The sequence below is a fragment of the Boseongicola sp. genome (genome assembly GCF_057460485.1).
The window spans coordinates 1-4,074 of sequence record NZ_JBVCWP010000323.1 but is presented as its reverse complement, the minus strand read 5'-3'; the positions used below and the strand labels follow the sequence as shown (position 1 = coordinate 4,074).

General features: G+C 59.7%; 5 protein-coding genes. 2 read left to right on the top strand and 3 right to left on the bottom strand.

The features are described 5' to 3' along the window. Positions 1 to 821 (bottom strand): ABC transporter permease (locus AC221Y_RS21270; protein ID WP_486708346.1); only part of this gene is annotated, 821 nt, incomplete at its 3' end. A 98-nt stretch (positions 822 to 919) separates the two neighbouring features. On the opposite strand from AC221Y_RS21270, the gene AC221Y_RS21265 reads away from it, so the two are divergent. Next, the gene (locus AC221Y_RS21265) at positions 920 to 1,792 is read left to right on the top strand and encodes a hypothetical protein (protein ID WP_299751377.1); all 873 of its coding nucleotides are present in this window, start codon (positions 920 to 922) and stop codon (positions 1,790 to 1,792) included. Between the two features lie 14 nt (positions 1,793 to 1,806). Here the strand turns inward: AC221Y_RS21265 and AC221Y_RS21260 are convergent, their stop codons facing one another. Next, positions 1,807 to 2,064: a DUF2312 domain-containing protein gene (locus tag AC221Y_RS21260; protein ID WP_299751374.1), complete on the bottom strand. Its 258-nt coding sequence runs from the start codon at positions 2,062 to 2,064 to the stop codon at positions 1,807 to 1,809. Positions 2,065 to 2,188: 124 nt separating this feature from the next. Here AC221Y_RS21260 and AC221Y_RS21255 point away from each other — a divergent pair, with 124 nt between their 5' ends. Continuing rightward, entirely contained in the window at positions 2,189 to 2,404 is a 216-nt protein-coding gene (locus AC221Y_RS21255; protein WP_299751371.1) for a hypothetical protein, read from the top strand. On the opposite strand, the gene AC221Y_RS21250 is transcribed toward AC221Y_RS21255, so the two are convergent. Next, positions 2,401 to 4,074, bottom strand: a 1,674-nt coding sequence (locus AC221Y_RS21250; protein ID WP_486708345.1) for a 3-hydroxyacyl-CoA dehydrogenase NAD-binding domain-containing protein, incomplete at its 5' end; no start/stop codon positions are given. The two genes, AC221Y_RS21255 and AC221Y_RS21250, sit on opposite strands and share 4 nt — an antisense overlap.

Genomic DNA, 4,074 nt, shown 5'->3' with positions numbered 1-4,074 from the left:
TTGCGCCGGGATATCTTCTCAATCGCCACAAGCGCGAAAATCAACGCAAGGATCAGCGTCGCGATCTGCGCCGCACCGCCCGCATTGCCCGCCTCTAACCATACCGAAAACACGCCCGTCGTCAGCGTTTGCACACCGAAATAGTCGACTGTGCCAAAGTCGTTCACCGTCTCCATCATCACAATCGCCGTGCCCGCAACAATGGCGGGGCGTGCCAACGGCAACCCAACGCGCCAGAACCGCTTGAACCCGCCGGCGCCCAAGGCGCGCGCCACATCATGTGCAGCTCCAGATTGTTCGCGAAACCCCGCACGGGCCAGCAAATAGACATAAGGGTACAGTGACGCCGCCAACACAAAGATCGCCCCCGACCGCGAGCGAATATCAGGAAAAAGGTAGTCCTGCGCGCTTTGCCAGCCGAACACACCGCGCAAAGCCGTCTGCACCGGCCCCGAAAAATCAAGGAAATCGACCAGGGCGTAGGCCCCAAGAAACCCCGGCACGGCCAGCGGCATCAAAAGCGCCCATTCCAACCAACGCCGCCCCGGAAAACGATACATCACCACCAGCCACGCCGTCACCGTCCCGACCAGCGTCGCCGCAATCGCAACCGACACCATCACGACGAGCGTATTGCCCAGATAACGCGGCAAGGTCGTCGCGATCAGATGCGGCCAGATGTTCTCGACGGGGTTGGCGGCAATCCACAAGACCGACAAGATCGGCATCACAACCAGGGCGGCAATTAACCCTGCTCCGAACGACCACGGAGACGGCCAGTTCAGAGCCATGCTGGGAAGTTGAGTCTTTTCGTCGGTCATACACGTCGGACTATCGTAATTCGCCTTTCCCTGTCCAGCGACGACCACTAGGTTTGCGGCTATACGACACGTGTAAACCCAAGGCCCCACAAACCCCCATGGAAATCCTCTTTCATCTGGGCGCACACTGCACCGACGACGGCCTCTTGATCCGCTCGATCCTGCGTAACCGCGCGCGTCTTGCGACAGACGGCATCATCGTGCCGGGTCCGGGGCGCTACCGCGAATTGCTGGGCAGCGTATCCACCACCTTGCGCGGCAAGCCTGCAAGCCAAGACACCGAAGCGATGCTACTGGAAGCCATCAACGACGACGACACTGCCGAGCGGATCATTCTGTCAAACGACAGCTTCCTGTGCCGCCACAAAGTCGTCGTCGGCGCAGACGGGCTTTATCCCAAGGCCAAAAAGTCAGCATGGCTGCGGCAGTGCTTCCCCTCGCACAACGTCCACTTCGCGCTTGGCCTGCGCAATCCAGCGACCTTTATGCCAGCCCTTTTGCGCACCCTCAAAGACGAGGACCGCGCAGCCTGCCTTGATGTGCTGGATCTGGGTCAATTGTCCTGGGCTGATGTTGTCGCTGAAATTGTCGAAGCCAACCCCGAGGCGACCCTCACCGTCTGGGCGCACGAAGACACGCCCTTCATCTGGTCGGAAATCATCCGCGAGATCACTACTCACGACCCCTATATGACCTTGGACGGAGCCGACGATATGTTAGCGCAAATTCTGTCCACGGACGGCATGACAAGGCTTCACAGGCTCCTTGCAAGTCATCCCGACATCACCGAAGCCCGCCGCCGCAAGACAATCGCGGCGTTTCTGGAAACTCATGCGATGGTAGACGAAATTGAGGAGGAAATAGACTTGCCGGGCTGGACACTTGAAACCATTGCCGACCTCACCGCCGCCTATGACGACGAGGTCGGCCGCATCAAAGCCATGCCTCGTGTGATCTGGCTGGAGCCGTGACGACCCCGCCCGCATCACATCCCCAGCGCTTCCTTGTACATATCAAGAACCGCTTCTTCTTCGGCGAGGTCCTCTTTGTCGCGCTTTCTCATAGCGATGACCTTGCGCATGACCTTCGTGTCATACCCACGGCCTTTGGCCTCGGCCATCACTTCTTTTTGCTGATCGGCGATGTCTTTTTTCTCTGAATCGAGGCGCTCGAGACGCTCGATAAACTGACGCAATTCGTCGGCGGTGACGCGGTAGCTTTGCTCGGTGACCTGATCGTCCATTTGGACCTCGCTGTTTTGACGGAACCGATGCCTACCCGCGCCATCGCGCGGCAGCAAGCCCTTGCAGCATGCCTGTTGGTCGATTATGCGCGATGCTCGCGCAAACTGCTCAAAAGGATGTCACATGGAATCCCTGATCTGGATCGGGGCACTCTTCGCCCTCGTCGGTGTCGTTGGTCTTGGCTGGTGCATCTTGATCGCTTGGAAAGCCCGTCGCGAGGGGCTTGATGACGAGGCCATGAAAGTGCGTCTACAAAAAGTCGTCGCAATGAACCTTGGTGCATTGGCCGTGTCATCCATCGGATTGATGATGGTGATCCTCGGAATTTTCTTTAGCTAGCGGTCAAGCGCCGCAAAGCTCTGCCCGGCCCGTATCAGGTCCTTGAAAATCGGAGACGGCGGCGAAATCCGTGGGCTCTGCTCAGCCATGTCAGTCAAAAGCGACTGTACTTGCTCCAAACCGATAAGATCGGCAGCAAACATCACACCTCCGGTGCGCCGCGCAAAGCCCAAGCCATGGATGGACACCATATCAATGTCTGAAGGCCTGCGCGCTGTACCATCCGCCAACGCCTGAGCGCCCGCTCCGGCCATCGCCGCAACACAGCGAAGACGTATCTCGCCGTCCGACAGCGTCCGCGCGCGTTTGCCCTTGCTATTCCGCACCGCGTCAATGAACTCCGTCACATCCGCGTCCTCAACGCCTTTACGCCCCTGCTGGCTATAGGCATAAAATCCGCGACTGTTCACACGTCCATGACGCCCCGCTTCAACAAGCCCAGCGGTCAGATCGACCTCGTCCGGATTGCGGGACCGCGTGCGCGTCAAGCCTTCGCTGTCGCGCCACGTGAATGATCCAAGCGGCAGGCCCCAGTCCCGCAACGCCGCATCCACCTGAGAAATCCGAGCGCCGTCTTCCGCACATAGGTCCGCCGCCGCATGCAATGCCTCGGCGAGCCGCTGTCCGATCCCAACCGGACCCGGCCCCGTTTCTACGATCAGCCGATCCAATTTGCGCGCCAAAGCCCGCACCGTTGCAATGGCGCGCGGAGACGACTCGGCACTGGGAATAATCTCAGCCATCCGGTTACGATGCATCCCCGGATACAGACGGAACCCAACCACTTCCGAAGGCCGTCGAGTGGCGGTCGCAAGCGTCGCCACATCGACGTGCTCAGACCCGGTCGCCAAAACAGCGCCCGCCTTCAACACGGCATCCAGCTCCGAAATCAATTCTTTTGACACCGACGGTCCGGGATCAATAACCACATCCGCGTCCGCCAACGTCCGAAACCCGCATACCGCATTCATCCGGTCCAATGTCGCCTCAACCGCTTCGTCCTGCATCTTACCGGACGCCACGCGTGCGTCGTAATGCTCGATGATCCGCATTACGCCGGCTTCCAACACCTCGTCGTTGCGTTCGGCCACGGTGACTGAGAACCCAGCGTCCAGACAAGCGACCGCAATCTCGCTGCCAATCCCGTTACCGCCGATCAACGCGATAGAGCCCAACGACCGTGACGGCGTCCGGCCAACCACGGCAGATGCCGCAACCAATCGCCGATCCGCTGCAAAAACATGGCGAAGCGCGCGCGAATGATCCGATGTAACCAGATCTTCAAACGCCGCAATCTCAAGTCCGCGCCCGATCTCATAGGGCAACAAAAGTGCTGCCTCAACGCACTCGATCAATCGCAACGGCGCATCCAAAGGCGAGGCTTCTGCAATGCGGCGATGCTCGGCCACCGCTTCCAGAAACGCCCGTCCCTCGCCAAGACGATCCCGGCGCACAGAACTGCGCAACAAGGGTTCATCGCTGTCCGCCCGCGCTCGCGCCGCGTCAATTGCCGCCGCCAAAACATCGCCGTCTTCAAGTCGATCGACCAGACCAAGCTTACGCGCTGAGGTGCCATTCACAGCTCGCCCACTTAGTAACATCTTCAACGCAGCAAGCCCGCCAATCACTTTCGGCAACCGCTGCGTGCCCCCGGCCCCCGGTACAATCCC

What these genes read in the sequence shown, in the direction of transcription:
- AC221Y_RS21260 (WP_299751374.1), bottom strand. Translation starts at nt 2,064, where the DNA reads ATGGACGATCAGGTCACCGAGCAAAGCTACCGCGTCACCGCCGACGAA.
- AC221Y_RS21265 (WP_299751377.1), top strand. Translation starts at nt 920, where the DNA reads ATGGAAATCCTCTTTCATCTGGGCGCACACTGCACCGACGACGGCCTC.
- AC221Y_RS21255 (WP_299751371.1), top strand. Translation starts at nt 2,189, where the DNA reads ATGGAATCCCTGATCTGGATCGGGGCACTCTTCGCCCTCGTCGGTGTC.